The organism is Streptomyces sp. NPDC048718 (assembly GCF_043198875.1).
Classification (GTDB): Bacteria; Actinomycetota; Actinomycetes; order Streptomycetales; family Streptomycetaceae; genus Streptomyces.
In genome coordinates this window covers 1-12,680 of sequence record NZ_JBICVG010000024.1, presented here as the reverse complement: position 1 = coordinate 12,680, position 12,680 = coordinate 1, and the positions used below count along the sequence as shown (strand labels likewise).

General features: G+C 73.4%; 11 protein-coding genes and 1 pseudogene. 2 read left to right on the top strand and 10 right to left on the bottom strand.

All coding sequences use genetic code 11. The annotated features are described in order from the left end of the window. Positions 1-115: 115 nt before the first annotated feature. The 3 genes from ACGFRB_RS31360 to ACGFRB_RS31350 all read right to left on the bottom strand — a co-directional run bounded on the left by ACGFRB_RS31360 (position 116) and on the right by ACGFRB_RS31350 (position 2,825). Positions 116-667 (bottom strand): Dps family protein, encoded by a 552-nt coding sequence (locus ACGFRB_RS31360; RefSeq protein ID WP_393247864.1) that lies wholly within the window; start codon positions 665-667, stop codon positions 116-118. 80 nt (positions 668-747) lie between these two features. Beyond that, the gene (locus ACGFRB_RS31355) at positions 748-1,473 is read right to left on the bottom strand and encodes an alpha/beta fold hydrolase (RefSeq protein WP_393247862.1); all 726 of its coding nucleotides are present in this window, start codon (positions 1,471-1,473) and stop codon (positions 748-750) included. 383 nt (positions 1,474-1,856) lie between these two features. Next, positions 1,857-2,825 carry a TIGR03557 family F420-dependent LLM class oxidoreductase gene (locus ACGFRB_RS31350; RefSeq protein WP_363011075.1) on the bottom strand — a complete coding sequence of 323 codons (969 nt, stop codon included), beginning with the start codon at positions 2,823-2,825 and terminating at the stop codon, positions 1,857-1,859. 225 nt (positions 2,826-3,050) lie between these two features. Here ACGFRB_RS31350 and ACGFRB_RS31345 point away from each other — a divergent pair, with 225 nt between their 5' ends. After that, a complete protein-coding gene (locus ACGFRB_RS31345) occupies positions 3,051-3,206 on the top strand; it encodes a DUF6131 family protein (protein ID WP_363011077.1) in 156 nt (51 codons plus the stop codon). Positions 3,207-3,413: 207 nt separating this feature from the next. Here ACGFRB_RS31345 and ACGFRB_RS31340 read toward each other — a convergent pair whose 3' ends face one another. The 6 genes from ACGFRB_RS31340 to ACGFRB_RS31315 form a co-directional block, all read right to left on the bottom strand. Beyond that, entirely contained in the window at positions 3,414-5,546 is a 2,133-nt protein-coding gene (locus tag ACGFRB_RS31340; RefSeq protein WP_393247860.1) for a methyltransferase domain-containing protein, read from the bottom strand. A 55-nt stretch (positions 5,547-5,601) separates the two neighbouring features. Next, positions 5,602-6,291, bottom strand: a complete 690-nt coding sequence (locus ACGFRB_RS31335; RefSeq protein ID WP_393247858.1) for an O-methyltransferase — start codon at positions 6,289-6,291, stop codon at positions 5,602-5,604. Positions 6,292-6,402: 111 nt separating this feature from the next. Then, a complete protein-coding gene (locus ACGFRB_RS31330) occupies positions 6,403-7,332 on the bottom strand; it encodes a TauD/TfdA family dioxygenase (RefSeq protein ID WP_393247856.1) in 930 nt (309 codons plus the stop codon). A gap of 14 nt (positions 7,333-7,346) precedes the next feature. Next, positions 7,347-8,879, bottom strand: coding sequence for an AMP-binding protein (locus tag ACGFRB_RS31325; protein ID WP_393247854.1), 1,533 nt, complete (start codon positions 8,877-8,879; stop codon positions 7,347-7,349). After that, the gene (locus ACGFRB_RS31320; RefSeq protein WP_363011087.1) at positions 8,866-9,540 is read right to left on the bottom strand and encodes a thermostable hemolysin; all 675 of its coding nucleotides are present in this window, start codon (positions 9,538-9,540) and stop codon (positions 8,866-8,868) included. Before ACGFRB_RS31320 ends, ACGFRB_RS31325 begins: the two co-directional genes overlap by 14 nt. Continuing rightward, positions 9,534-11,006, bottom strand: a complete 1,473-nt coding sequence (locus ACGFRB_RS31315; RefSeq protein ID WP_393247852.1) for an amidase — start codon at positions 11,004-11,006, stop codon at positions 9,534-9,536. The genes ACGFRB_RS31320 and ACGFRB_RS31315 overlap by 7 nt, the downstream gene beginning before the upstream one ends. A gap of 193 nt (positions 11,007-11,199) precedes the next feature. On the opposite strand from ACGFRB_RS31315, the gene ACGFRB_RS31310 reads away from it, so the two are divergent. Continuing rightward, on the top strand, positions 11,200-11,676 hold the full coding sequence (locus ACGFRB_RS31310; protein WP_363011091.1) for a MarR family transcriptional regulator: 477 nt from the start codon (positions 11,200-11,202) through the stop codon (positions 11,674-11,676). Between the two features lie 141 nt (positions 11,677-11,817). On the opposite strand, the pseudogene ACGFRB_RS31305 reads toward ACGFRB_RS31310, so the two are convergent. Next, positions 11,818-12,348: pseudogene (locus tag ACGFRB_RS31305) on the bottom strand (DsbA family protein); the annotation flags it as partial. Between the last annotated feature and the right edge of the window lie 332 nt (positions 12,349-12,680).

Sequence of the window (12,680 nt, the reverse complement as noted above, 5' to 3'; positions counted from 1 at the left end):
GTTTCGGGGTCATGACATCACGTCACCGGGTCCCGCCGACAGACCGGCCTCGTGGTGTCCGGGGGCGTGGTACCGAGCGGAGCCGGGCCCGGCGGCGGACGGACCCGGCTCACGGTCACCGCGCGGTCTCGGGGTCGGTCAGATGCGCGGCGAGGAACCAGACCTGCGCCTCGCCGGTACGGACGACCTGGGAGACCAGGAGGTCCTGGGTACCCTCGTCGCCGAGTTCCGCCGTACGCCGGGCGGCGTCACGAACGTCGGCCAGAATGCCCTCGTGCGCGTCGAGAAGGCGCGACAGCATCGACCGCGTGCTTTCGCTGCCGTCCGGCGGGCGCGGCACACCCGTGATCCCGGCCGCGTGGCGGGGGTCGCCCACCGCGACGCCGCCGAGGCTCTGCACCCGCTCGGCGAGCGCGTCGACGAGATCCAGCTGCTCCTGGGCGTGCTTGTCGAACAGCAGGTGCAGCTGGTAAGCGGTCGCTCCGCGCATGCCCCAGTGGCACTTCTTGTAGAGCGCGTACAGGAACTGGGTGTCCGCGAGGACACGGTTGAGCCGCTGGCACGCGTACTGCCGGGCGTCGTGGGAGAGAGCGATCGGCATCTGGACGACGGTGCCGAATTCCTGGATCTCGGGACCGTGCTGGTGGAGGTGCGGCTGGCTGGTCATGGTGCTCCTGGGACGTGTGGGATGACGGGACCCGGGCTCGAGAGCCCGGGGACTTGCGGGAGAGGGAGGGCCGGCGAGGGTCAGCCGGCCACGGACCGGACGGCCTCGCGGATCACGTCGGCGACACACCGGGGGTGGGAGAGCATCACCAGGTGCGAGGAGTCGACCTCGACCGTGGTCGCCCCGGCGCGCCGGTAGCCGAAACGCTGGACCTCGGGGTTGAGGGTGCGGTCGGCACTGGCGACGATTCCCCAGGACGGCTTGGTCTTCCACGCCGCGGTGGACGCGGCCTCGCCGAACGCCGCCGCGGCGAGCGGGCGCTGGGTGACGGCGAGGACGCCGGCCAGGCCGGGGTCGACGTCGGCCGCGAAGATCGCCGGAAGCCGGTCGGTCTCCACCGAGACGTCGATGCCCTCCTCTTCCCCGCCGGCCGGCGGGAACGGGCTGTACACGAGAGCGCCGGCCAGCTCGGAGTCGGGGAAGCCGCCCTGCAGCTCGCCCAGGCTCTCGCCCTCTTCGAGCGCGTAACCCGCCAGGTACACCAGTGCCTTGACGTTCTCCTCGGCGCCGGCGACGGTCGCCACGGCACCGCCGTAGGAGTGGCCGACGAGCACGACCGGGCCGGGGATCCGGCGGATCACCGACGCGACATAGGCGGAGTCGCCGCTCAGGGTGCGGTTGGGCACCGCCGGTGCGACCACCTTCAGCCCGTCGGCCAGCAGCTCCGGGATGACCCGGGAGAAGCTGGAGGCATCGGCGAAAGCACCGTGCAGCAGGACGACGGTGGGTGTGTCATGGGGCGTCACGAGTGAGTCCTTCGGATCGCTGGGTTCCTCGGGGCGTCTCCCCCGTGCCGGGAATCCGGCGGGTCCGGGATACGGTCCCGCCGGCGGCAAGGTGCCCGACCGGGCCGGGGAGCGCCCTCGGCGCCGGTGTCCCGGAGCCGCTCACCACGCTAGGCAGGGGCGGGTCCGGTTCTGTTCCGGCAGCGCACGACCCGCAGCCGGTCCGCGCACCGGAGCGGGCCGGACTTGGTGTCCCGTACGGCCCTGGGGTACGGCGGGTACGGCGTCCCCTACGGCCAGGGGGTACGGTCCGGGACATCGGAGGCGGCGCCGAGGAGTGCCCGGGAACCGGCGGTGGCGTCCCGCGGGCCCGGGCTCGCCCTGCGGAGCGTCGCGGTGACCGGTCAGCGGTCCCGCAGCAGGGGCAGCAGGACGCTCTCCGCCCAGCGCAGGAAGGGTTCCTGGTGCGCGCCGCCGATCTGGACGAGGGCGAGGTCGGTGAATCCGGCCTCGGCGAAGGCGCCGACGGCGTCCGCGACCGCGGCCGGGTCGTCACCGCAGGGCACGGCCTTGGCGACATCCTCGGGGCGGGTCTGTTCGGTGGCCTGCGCGAAGCTCTCCGGCAACGGGAGTTCGGAGTTCACCCGCCAGCCGCCCAGCGACCAGCGGAACTGCTCGTGAGCCCGCGCCACGGCCGCGTCCCGGTCGGTGTCGTAGCAGATCGGGAGTTGTCCGATACGGGGCTTGCCCGCGCCGCCGTGGTCGTCGAACGCCTGCACCAGCGCGGGCTCGGGCTCGGTGGCGATCAGCAGGTCTCCCAGCCGCCCGGCGACCTCGCAGGAGCGGGGGCCGGACGCGGCGATGCCGATCGGCGGCGGAGGGTCGGGCGGGTCCCATATCCGGGCGGCGTCGACCTGGAAATGGCGGCCGTGCCGGGTCACGTACCCGCCGTCGAGCAGGGCTCGGATGATCCCGGCGGCCTCCTCCAGACGGTCGAGGCGGACACGTGCCGATGGCCAGCCGGCACCGACGACGTGTTCGTTGAGGTTCTCACCCGAGCCGAGGCCGAGCCGGAATCGGCCACCGGACAGCGACTGGAGCGTGGCCGCCTTCTGCGCGATCACCGCCGGGTGGTAGCGGAAAGTCGGGCAGGTGACGAAGGTCATCAGGGGGATGCGGGAGGTGGCCTGGGCCGCGGCGCCGAGCACGCTCCACGCGTACGGGGCGTGTCCCTGGGATTCCAGCCAAGGGAAGGAGTGGTCGGAGACGACGGAGAAGTCGAAACCGACGCGCTCCGCCTCGGCCACGTGCTCGACGAGTGCCCGCGGGCCTGCTTGCTCGGTCATCATCGTGTAGCCGATACGCATGGTCATGCCGGGCGACTTGCCGGGAGCGCCCTGCCGCAAACGGACGATTCCGGCTTTCTTCCCGCGATGCCGTGTCCGGACCGGTGGCGGTGGGGCCGGACACGGCATCGCGGGATGATCCGCCCCCGGACGCGATTCCGGCTGGGCGGCCCGCGTTTGCGGCGCCGCCCAGGGGGCAACCGCAGAACGGACCCAAGAGGGACGAACCACCCCATTCATCGAGGTGAAGTCATGATCATCCTTGGTGTGATCCTGCTGATCGTGGGCCTGATCACCGGCCTGGGCATCCTGTGGACGATCGGAATCATCCTCGTGGTGATCGGGATCGTGCTGTGGGTCCTCGGCGCCCTGGGCCACGCCGTCGGCGGTCGCCGCCACTACTGGTAGCGCCCCGCGCACGCACCCCGGGGACCCGGACCGCCGCACTGCCCGGCGTCGGTGCCGGGCGCCCGCCCGGGGGCGGGGCGGCGTTCACGGTCGGTGCCCTCCCTTGCGTACCTTCACCGCCGCCCGGAGCGGCAGCCGCCCCGGGCAGAAGGTGGGCGACCGTGCGTCGCGCGCGGTCGCCCACCGGTGAACCGGTCCCCCGGTCGCTCAGCCGAGTGCGCCGAGCAGCGCGGTGACCACCCGGGCCGTCTCCGCGGCCTCGTCGCCCGCGGTGTCCAGCAGCGGTGCGGCGTCGGCGAGGAGCGCCGCGAGACGGCCGCCGTTGTCCCGCAGGAAGGGCTCCGAGCCCTCCTGGAAGGCGTCCCGCACCGCCTGCGCGGTGAGGAAGTCGCCGCCCTGGGCGGCGACATGGAGCCTGCTGGCGAGGGCGCGCTCCAGCGTGGTGGGTGTCCAGCGGCCGGCGGACAGGTCCTCGGCGAGGGCGCGCGCAGCGGTGCGCACCCCGGCCGCGGCGGCCGTCGGGCGGGTGCCGACGAGGAAGCCGGGGATCGGGTTGGCCCGGTAGTTGTCCCAGAACGCGTCGCCGAACCGCGCCACGGACTCGGCCGGGACCTCCGGCACCTCCCAGGTGTAGCTCTCGAACCCGGCGGCGGCCAGGCACTCGGCGAACGCCTCGTGGCTCCAGCGGGAGGTGGTGATGGTGGAGGTCTCCGTGCCGATGAGGTCGGTGACGAGGATGCCCCGGTCCTCGGCCTCGGTCTCGGAGACCACTCGCAGCCCGTAGTCGTCCCACGCGGGGCCGAAGGGCCGGAACTCCGGCCACACGGCGAGGGCGACGAACTTCCCGCCGGGGACCAGGTTGTCGTGGATGCCGCGCAACATCGCGGTCAGCTCGGCCTTGGTGGTGGCGTAGTTGAGCAGCCAGACGGCGCTGACCAGGTCGAAGGCGCCGAGCTTCGGCAGCGCGACGGCGTCGGCCACGTGGTACGTGATGCCGAGCCGGTCCTCCTGCTCGGTCTTGCGCGCCAGCTCGACCATGACCGGGGACAGGTCGGAGCCCACCACCTCGGCGGCGCCCGCCGCCTTGATGAGCCGGGTGTAGTGGCCGTGGCCGCAGGCGAGGTCGAGCACCCGCCGGCCGGTCAGGTCGCCGAGGTGCTTGAGGACGTTGTGCTGCTCGGGTCCGGCCAGCGGGGCGGTGTCCTTGAAGTCCGAGTAGCGGTCGCCGATCTCCGCGTACTGGTCCTGCTGCTCGCTCATGGTCGGCGTACTCCTTGGGTGCGGGTCGAAATCGGTGTAGCCCACGGCGTCACCGCCGTGGAACGTGTCGGGGTCGGGTTCGGCGAGCGGGAGGCCGAGGCGGATCCGCTCGGGAAGGTCGGGGTTGGAGGCGAAGTACCGGGCGAAGGCCACCGCGTCGGCGCCGCCGCCGCTCAGCCGGAGCGCGGCGGTCTCGGGGTCGGTCGGGTCGTCGCCGGTGAACGGGTTGACCAGGAGCACGCCCGTCCAGCGCTCGCGCAGCGGCCGGTTCACTTCCTCCTCGGGGCTCTCCACCAGGTGCAGATAGGCGAGCCCGTCGTCCGCCAGGGTGGCGGCGAGCAGCACGTGGACGAGCGCGGGGTCGTGCTCGGTGGTGTCGTTGTAGCCGCTCCCTGGCGAGATCCGCAGGCCCACCCGGTCCGCGCCGACCGCGCCGGCGACGGCTCGTACGGCCTCGACGGCGAAGCGGATCCGTCCCGCGGCGTCGCCGCCGTAGCCGTCCTCGCGCAGGTTGGTGTTGTCGGAGAGGAACTGGTGGATCAGATAGCCGTTGGCGCCCTGGAGTTCGACCCCGTCGAATCCGGCCTCGACGGCCGCGGCGGCGGCCGCCGCGAACTCCGCGAGGGTGGTGGCGATGTCGGCGTCCGTCATCGCGCGGGGCTCCACCGTCGGGACGAGGCCCCGGGGGGTGCGGGCGTCGCTGAGCGCGGTGACGGCCGAGGGGGCGAGCGGCCGGACGCCGGCGGGCAGCAGGTCGGGGTGGGCGATCCGGCCGTGGTGGGAGAGCTGCGCCACGATGCGCCCGCCGGCCCGGTGCACCGCGTCGGTGACCCGCGCCCAGCCGGCGATCTGCTCCGGGGTGTACAGACCGGGCTGGCCCACCGGCCCGGTGGCCGCGGCGCCGACGCTCACCCCCTCGGTGACGATCAGCCCGGCGGAGGCCCGCTGGGCGTAGTACTCGGCCACGAGGGGGCCGGGCACGCCGTCGGCGCCGGCCCGGTTGCGGGTCATGGGGGCCATGACCACGCGGTTGGGCAGGGTCAGGGCGCCCGCGGTCAGCGGGTCGAGCAGGGAGGGCATGGGGTCTCCGTAAGGTACGTGGAGCCGGTCGGGACGGACTGGCGCGCCGGGCGGTTCAGGAGGCGCCGGTCCAGGTGGTGAGTTCGATGCCGTCGCCGAGGGGCAGGTCGAGCGAGACATAGCCGCGGGCCCGGTCGCGGATCCGCTCCAGGTACTCCGGGGGCAGCATCGAGAGGTTGTCGGAGACGATCACGGCGCCGGGCGCGAGCGCGGGCTCCAGCACGTCGAGGACGGGCAGGTAGAGCTCCTTCCAGCCGTCGAGGAGAACGAGGTCCACAGGCTCGCCGAAGCCGCGCAGCAGCTCCAGGGCGTCGCCCTCGCGGACGTCGACGAGGTCGTCGAGCCCGCTCTCGGCGAGGTTCTCGCGCGCCTTGCGCACCTTGCTCGCGTCGAGTTCGGTGGTGACCAGCCGGCCCCGGCCGTTCTCCCGCAGTCCGGCGGCGATCTGGACGGCCGAGGTGCCGAAGGAGGTGCCGAACTCCACGACGAGGCCGGGCCGCAGCATGCGGACCAGGGTGTAGAGCAGCCGGCCGGTGTGCGGGTCGACGGGCAGCAGCGCGTCGGCGCACAGCGAGCTGGCCTCCGCGGGGGTGGGCGGGGCCGCCAGCTTGGCAGCGCTGTCGTACGCGCGGCGCATCGCGCCCTTGTCACCGCGCTCCGCCTGCGCGTACAGCCGGTTCAGGACGGCCCGCACCGCGGGGTCGTCGAGCCCCGCGGAGCCCGGTGCGACGGACAGGTCGCTCATGGTGGTTCTCTCCCGTTCTCGTGGTGGGTGCCGGTCGGGGCCGGGGCCTGTCCTGCGGCTCCTGCCGGGCTCGCGGGCACTGGGCCCGGCGTGGAGGACAGGCCCCGGCGATCAGGCGGTGAGGCCGTCGAGCAGGTCGCGGCGGATGTAGCTCTGGGCGTTGTAGATGGTCCGGTCGGTGTCGGTGATGGCCCGGCGGCCGTGCATCACCCGGGTGTTGTCGATCAGCGCGACGTCGCCGTCCTGCCAGTCGATGTCCTCGGTGAGTTCGTCGGTGAGCCGCTTCATCCGGTCGAGCAGCCCGTCCGGGACCGGGGTGCCGTCGACGAAGGCGATGACCGGCTTCTCATAGTTGTAGGAGGGGCCGAAGACGCTGTTGGCCCAGGAGAGACGCTCGCCGAAGAGCGTGGTGCGGGCCGCGCCCGTGCGGTACGTGTAGTGGGCGGAGCCGTCCTCCAGCTGGACGAGCGTGGTGCTGTCGGACTCGCCCGCGAGGGCGCGGAAGTCCTCGAAGGTGATGTCCTCGACGGGCTTCGCGCCACCGGTCTGGTGGAAGACGAACTGCTTCCACTTGGTCTCCTCGACCCGGCGGGAGTACGTGATGTCCTGGGCGAAGGCGGCCCGGTCGGCCTCCTCGGCGGCGTCCCACACCCGGTAGCCGTCGCACACGGTGGTCTGCGAGCCGCTGGAGGCGGCCTTCTCGCAGAGGAACCAGGTGAGGTCGGGAATGAAGGGGCTGTTGCCGTTCTCGAGGTGCAGGCCGACGGCGTCGGTACCGGCGTCGACCTTCTGCGCGACGTCGCCGCCGTGGAAGGAGCGGGCGGGGTCCAGGGTCACGCGGTCGGAGTGGTTCTTGACGAAGAGCGAGAAGTCCTCGATGGACGGCGCGAATCCGCGCAGGACCAGGAACCCGGCCTCGGCGAGCAGTGCGGCGACGGCGCGCGGGTCGAGGTCGGCGAGGGTGGCGTGGCCGGCGCCGGGCGTGAGGAGCTTCCCGGTGCCCGCGCCGAAGGCTTCGATCGCCGGCTGGCTGACAGACATGTGCGGCCTCTCGTTCATCTCGTGGGGTTCGTACGGAGGTGGTCGACGACGGCCTGGCGCATGGGGCGCCCGGTGACGGTGAACAGCCGCCGGTAGTCCTCGTCGTCGGCACTCATCAGGTGGATCACCTCGACCCGTTCCACCTCGGAGAGGTGTTCGGCGCCGAAGGCGGCGAGCGCGCGCTCGGCCTCGGCCCGGTCGGCGGCGGGGTCGACGACGAACAGGCCGTGGAGCGCGGGCAGGTCGTTGCCGACGACGGCCGTCGCGCGGACGAAGGGCAGTCGCGCGTACTGGGCCTCCACCCACTCGGGTGCGACGTTGCGGCCGGCCGAGGTGATGATGACGTTCTTCTTGCGTCCGGTGATGGTGATGTAGCCGTCCTCGTCGACGCGGGCGAGGTCGCCGGTGTGCAGCCAGCCGTCGACGACGTCGCAGCTGGAGGGGTCCTCGCGGGTGTAGCCGTCGAAGAGGGAGGAGCTGGTGACCAGGAGTTCGCCCTCCTCGCTCAGCCGGACCCGGACGTGCGGGAGCGGGCGCCCGACGGTGCCGATCCGGCGGGCCCCGGGGGTGTTCCAGCTGACGACGGAGCTGTTCTCGGAGAGTCCGTAGCCCTCGTACACCTCGATCCCGAACGCGTCGAGTTCGCGCAGCGTCTCGGGGTGGACGGGGGCGCCGCCGCAGCAGACGAGGGGTGCTTTCTCGGTGCGGAAGAGGGCGGGGGCGATCTCGCGCCCGGCCTCGGCTGCCTCGCGGGCGGCGTCGAGCAGCGCGCCCGCGAGCGCCGGGGTCGCGACGACGGCGGTGGGGCGGGCGGCGGCGAGCTGCGGCAGAGCGGCCTCGACGGCTCCCCCGCTGGTGCCGACGAGCGGCGAGCCGGGCGGCAGCAGGGTCAGACAGCCGCCGTCGAGCAGGACCAGGTAGAGACCGGTGACCTGTTCGATGAGCAGGCTGAAGGGGACGAAGGAGAGGTAACTGGTGAACGCCCCGGCGGGCATCGCCTCGTGCAGGGAGTCGATGAGGGCGCCGATGCCGTGGGCCCGGATGCGCACGCCCTTGGGGCGCGAGGTGGTCCCCGAGGTGTGGATGATCTTGCATATCCATTCCTCGTCGCCGGTGGGCACGGCATAGGGCTCGGTGCCGCCCTTCAGGTCGTCGAGCCGGATCTCGACGACCCGGCAGCCGGCCGGCAGAACGGTGTCACGGCCCCATTCCGCCAGCCGCGCGGCGCCCTGGGCGTCGACCAGACAGACCTCGGTCTCCTCCAGCAGCCCGGCGGCCTGTTCGCGCGAGAAGGCGAGCGGGACGGGCACCTCGGTGGCCCGCAGGGCGAGCAGGGCGAGGTCGGCCACGACGAACTCGGGCGTGTTGTCGCACAGGACGCCGACCCGGACGGCGCCGGCCCCGACCGTGCCGGTGAGTTCCCGGGCGGCCCGGGTGATCTCCCGGTAGCCGTAGGTGGCGGCGAAGCCGCCCTCGCCGTCGAGGACCCTAACGAGGGGCCTCTCGCTCTCGGCGTACCGGCGCAGGGCGTTCTCAACGGCCCGCACGACTGGCCACCTCCCGCGCGCCGGTGGTCTCGGTGAGCAGTTCGACGACGGGGGCGAAGAACGCGTAACGACCGGTCGATCCGGCGAACAGGCCGGAGAGCCGGGAGAGGTCGATGAAGCCGGCCACGGGGCGCTGGTCGTAGTACGTGCCCCAGGTGGCCGGTTCACCGGGGCCGAGGCGTCCGGGGTCGGCCTCGCCGAGGGCGGTGAAGTTGACGCCCAGCCGGTCGAACAGCGTGCCGAGCTGTTCGGTGGCGGTGCACAGGATGTACTCCATCCCCATGGTCCAGGCGATGATCGGGATGAGCCGGACCATCTCCCGTCCGGCGCCGCCGGGTCCGGCGAGCGCGCCGATCTCGATGACGCGGCCCCGGTCGACGGGGCCGCCGGTGTGGGCGGCGATGGCCTCCTCGACGCCGGTGTCAAGGTAGCGCTCGGAGAAGAAGGGCCGGTCCAGGCCGTAGGTGAGGCCGGCGCAGCCCACGAGGGCGCGGGCGTCCTCGTCCTCGGGCCGGTCGGCGTCCGCGCGCGAGGCGACGACGAACGCGTCGGGGTCGGGTTTGATGTCGGCCGCGTACACGTCGGCGTAGGTGGTGCGGGCGAGTTCGACGGCCTGGTGCCAGTCGTCGGTGTCCCGCTGGGCGAGGGAGATCTTCAGCACGTCTGAGCCTCCGATGGGAGCTGCTCGGGGGAGGGCAGGCGGTGCGCCCAGGGGCGCGCCTGTTCGAGCTGGGCGGCGAGGGCGAACAGGGTCGTTTCCTCGCCGAAGCGTCCGGTGGCGTGGACGCCGACGGGGAGTCCGGTCGCGGTCCAGTGCAGCGGGACCGACATGGCGGGCTGTCCGGTGAGGTTGGCGAGCGGGGTCTCGTGACAGAAGTCGACCGCGCGCAGGAGCTGTTGGCGGGGGGTGCCGGTGGCGAAGGTGCCGAGCGGCGGGGCGGGCTCGGCGGTGACCGGGCCGAGCAGGACGTCGTACTCGTCGTGGAAGGCGGCGAGGCCGCGCGCGGCCCGCTGGAGGGTGGAGACGGCGAGCAGGTAGTCGGCGCCGCTGAGGGCGCGGCCCCGCTCGTAGAGGTCCCAGGTGAGGTCCTCGAAGCCGGCCGGCTCCGGGGTGCGGCCGCTGAGCGCCGCGTACGAGGTGATGGCGGAGGAGACTCCGGCGGCCCAGAGCACGAGGAAGGGCTCGACCAGGTCGGCGAAGGCGACGGCGGGCGCGGCCTCGGTGACCCGGTGGCCCAGGTCGGCGCAGAGCGCGGCCGCCTCGCGGACGGCGTCGGCGCAGGCGGGATCGAGTCGGCCGCCGCTGCCGGGCCGCAGGGTGAAGGCGATGCGCAGGGGCCGTCCGGGTCCTTCGCCGACCGCCCGCAGGAACGATCCGGCGGGAGCGGGCGGCGCCCAGTAGGGGTCTCCGGTCGCGGGTCCGGCGATGGCGTCGAGCGCGGCGGCGCTGTCCCGGACCGAGCGGCTGACGACGTGTTCGCAGGCGAGTCCGTTCATCAGGTCGCCGACGGCGGGACCGAGCGGGGTGCGGGCCCGGGTGGGCTTGAGGCCGAACACGCCGCAGTTGGAGGCCGGGATGCGGATGGATCCGCCGGCGTCGTTGGCGTGCGCGAGGGGGACCAGGCCGGCGGCGACGGCCGCGGCGGAGCCGCCGCTGGATCCGCCCGCGCTGCGTCCGTGGTCCCAGGGGTTGACGGCCGGGCCCTGGTGGTGGGGCTCGGTGGTGGGCAGCACCCCGAACTCCGCGGTCTTGGCCTTGCCGAGCACGCGCAGGCCCGCGGCGCGGAACCGGTCGCCGAGTTCGCTGCCCTGGCCGGGTGTGAAGCCCGCGAGGAAGCGTGATCCCATGGTCGCCTCGATGCCGGCGACGGTCGGCCCGAGGTCCTTGAGAAGGAACGGTACGGCGTGGAACGGCCGTTTCGCCGCGACGGGTTCGCCGTATCCCCGCTCCGCCTCGGCCCGCGCCTGTTCGAAGGCGGTCACGGCGACCGAGCCGATCCGGCCGTCGATCCGCTCGATCCGGTCGATGGCCGCGTCGAGCAGCTCGGCCTCCGTGAGGTGCCCGTCGCGGACGAGTTCCGCCTGCGCGAGCCCGTCGAGCTTCGATAAGTCCCCTAAGGCGGGCATTCCGACCTCCCCTTTCCCGAGCTAGTAGCTTTCGAAAAAGCTTTCTATTGAGATAGTAGCTTCCGAGGAGGAGTCCTTCAACTGATCCCTTGGCCGGAACACACCCGCGCACCGCGAAAATGACAGGGGTGCGCCGGAGCGGTACCTGGGGGAAACTGGCGGGCCCGCAGGTTCGCCGCACGAGAGGAGAGGCATGAACAACACAGCCCCGGCCGGAAAGACGGTCCCCCTGGACCGGATGGCCCGACACGCGGCCCGGCTCGCCCAGCTCGTGAACGCCGCCACCCGTGCCGCGGCGGCCGACGCCGGGCTCACCCACGCCGACACGGACGTCCTGCTCGCACTGCGGGAATCCGAGGACCACCGGCTGCGGCCGACCGCGCTGTCCGCCCTGTGCGGGCTGTCCTCCGGCGGCACCAGCAACGTGATCCTCCGCCTGCTCCAGGCGGGTTACGTCAACCGGGAGGCCAACGCCGACGACGCCCGCAGCACGTGGGTTCAGCTCACCCCGGAGGGCGAGGCACTGGCCGGATCCGTACTCGCCTCAGCCACAGTGGCCCACGGCCGGCTGCTGGACCGGCTGCCGGACGGCCTCGCCGCGGAGCTCGACGACCTCCTGGAGACCGCTCTGCGCCACCTCGGCCACCTCGACGACCGAGCGGGCGGCTAGCACCCGCCACACCCATCCGCCCGTCGGCCCCGCCGCCTGGGCCCGCCCGGCCACCGCCCGCGGATAGCGCGGCGGCCACGACGGCAGCTGCCGCGACGGCTGCGACGGTGCCCCCGACAGGGCCACGAGCCGCGCGAGTTGTCCCGCGCTGGGCACGCCTTCGACGCGGTACCCGCCCGACATCACCGTCGGCGTGACCCGCACCGAGGGCCAGCGCGCCACCGCCTCGCGATGCCGCTCGGCGTAACGCGGCGAATCCACCTCGGCGATGAAGCGGTCCGGATCGAGCCCCGCCCGGCCGGCGACCGCCGCCAGCACGCGCGGCTCCCCGATGTCGAGCCGCTCGCGGAAGTACGCGTCGAAGACCTGGTCACCGTAGGCGTCGGCGCGGCCCTGGTCCGCCGCGTACTGATAGCCCTGCGAGGCGAGCCGGGTGGAGGTGGGCCGGGGCGACTCGGGGTGGACGCGCACCCCCAGCCGGCCGGCCAGCGGTCGCACACTGCCGGCCCAGACCCGCTCCGGCGGCACCCGGTCCGGGCTGTCGCCGCCGGCCTCGTGCGCGTGCCAGCGGACGGACACCCCGAAGCCCGCGAGCTCCGCCGTCAGCAGACGCCGGGTCAGCATGCTGAGGGGGGATCCGAAGTCGAACCAGGCGTCGATGGCACCGGTCATCTGCTCGTACGCCCCCTTCTGGGAGAACTCGCGCGTCTCGTCCGTGCTGTCCCGCCATGGCGCGGCAGGACCATGAAGCATACCGAGGCCGCTGTTTCCGGCGCCCGGGCTCGGACCGACAATGTCACCTTCACTACAGGTAACGACGGTTCGCCCCTTCGCGACAGCGGTTCGCGAAGGCTCGACTGCCGTCATCGGCAATGGAAGTGGGGGGGGGGGGGGGGGGGGGGGGGGGGGGGGGGGGGGGGGGGGGGGGGGGGGGGGGGGGGGGGGGGGGGGGGCGGCGGGGGGGCGGCGCCGGGGCCCCCCCCCGCCCCCGCCGGCGCCCGCGC

What these genes read in the sequence shown, in the direction of transcription:
- ACGFRB_RS31360 (WP_393247864.1), bottom strand. Translation starts at nt 667, where the DNA reads ATGACCAGCCAGCCGCACCTCCACCAGCACGGTCCCGAGATCCAGGAA.
- ACGFRB_RS31350 (WP_363011075.1), bottom strand. Translation starts at nt 2,825, where the DNA reads ATGACCATGCGTATCGGCTACACGATGATGACCGAGCAAGCAGGCCCG.
- ACGFRB_RS31345 (WP_363011077.1), top strand. Translation starts at nt 3,051, where the DNA reads ATGATCATCCTTGGTGTGATCCTGCTGATCGTGGGCCTGATCACCGGC.
- ACGFRB_RS31340 (WP_393247860.1), bottom strand. Translation starts at nt 5,546, where the DNA reads ATGCCCTCCCTGCTCGACCCGCTGACCGCGGGCGCCCTGACCCTGCCC.
- ACGFRB_RS31335 (WP_393247858.1), bottom strand. Translation starts at nt 6,291, where the DNA reads ATGAGCGACCTGTCCGTCGCACCGGGCTCCGCGGGGCTCGACGACCCC.
- ACGFRB_RS31330 (WP_393247856.1), bottom strand. Translation starts at nt 7,332, where the DNA reads ATGTCTGTCAGCCAGCCGGCGATCGAAGCCTTCGGCGCGGGCACCGGG.
- ACGFRB_RS31315 (WP_393247852.1), bottom strand. Translation starts at nt 11,006, where the DNA reads ATGCCCGCCTTAGGGGACTTATCGAAGCTCGACGGGCTCGCGCAGGCG.
- ACGFRB_RS31310 (WP_363011091.1), top strand. Translation starts at nt 11,200, where the DNA reads ATGAACAACACAGCCCCGGCCGGAAAGACGGTCCCCCTGGACCGGATG.